The 265-nt window shown below is 44.9% G+C and carries 1 protein-coding gene; it reads left to right on the forward strand.

Going from position 1 to position 265, the window contains the following annotated elements:
- Positions 1-253 (forward strand): HAD-IA family hydrolase (locus AOA59_RS00495; RefSeq protein ID WP_218212178.1); only part of this gene is annotated, 253 nt, incomplete at its 5' end.
- Positions 254-265: the final 12 nt, after the last annotated feature.

A 265-nucleotide genomic window follows, 5' to 3' on the forward strand; every position in this document is an offset into this window, starting at 1 on the left:
GATTAAGGAAACTGCTTTAAAAGGCATGAAGTTGATGGGGATCGACCGTTTTTTTGACGTAATTGTCGCGCTAGATCAAGTGGACAACTACAAGCCACATCCAGAGCCACTAGAAAAAGCGATGAAGGCTTTGGGGTCAGTTCCTGAGAAGACATTGATGATTGGTGATAGTCAGCATGATATTCTTGGTGGGAAAACGCTGGGACGAAGACAGCTGGCGTTTCCTGGAGTATTAAGGGGAAAGCGTACTTAAGTACATTTGAGC

This window comes from Pseudomonas sp. 2822-15, from assembly GCF_002742515.1.
GTDB lineage: Bacteria > Pseudomonadota > Gammaproteobacteria > Pseudomonadales > Pseudomonadaceae > Aquipseudomonas > Aquipseudomonas salomonii.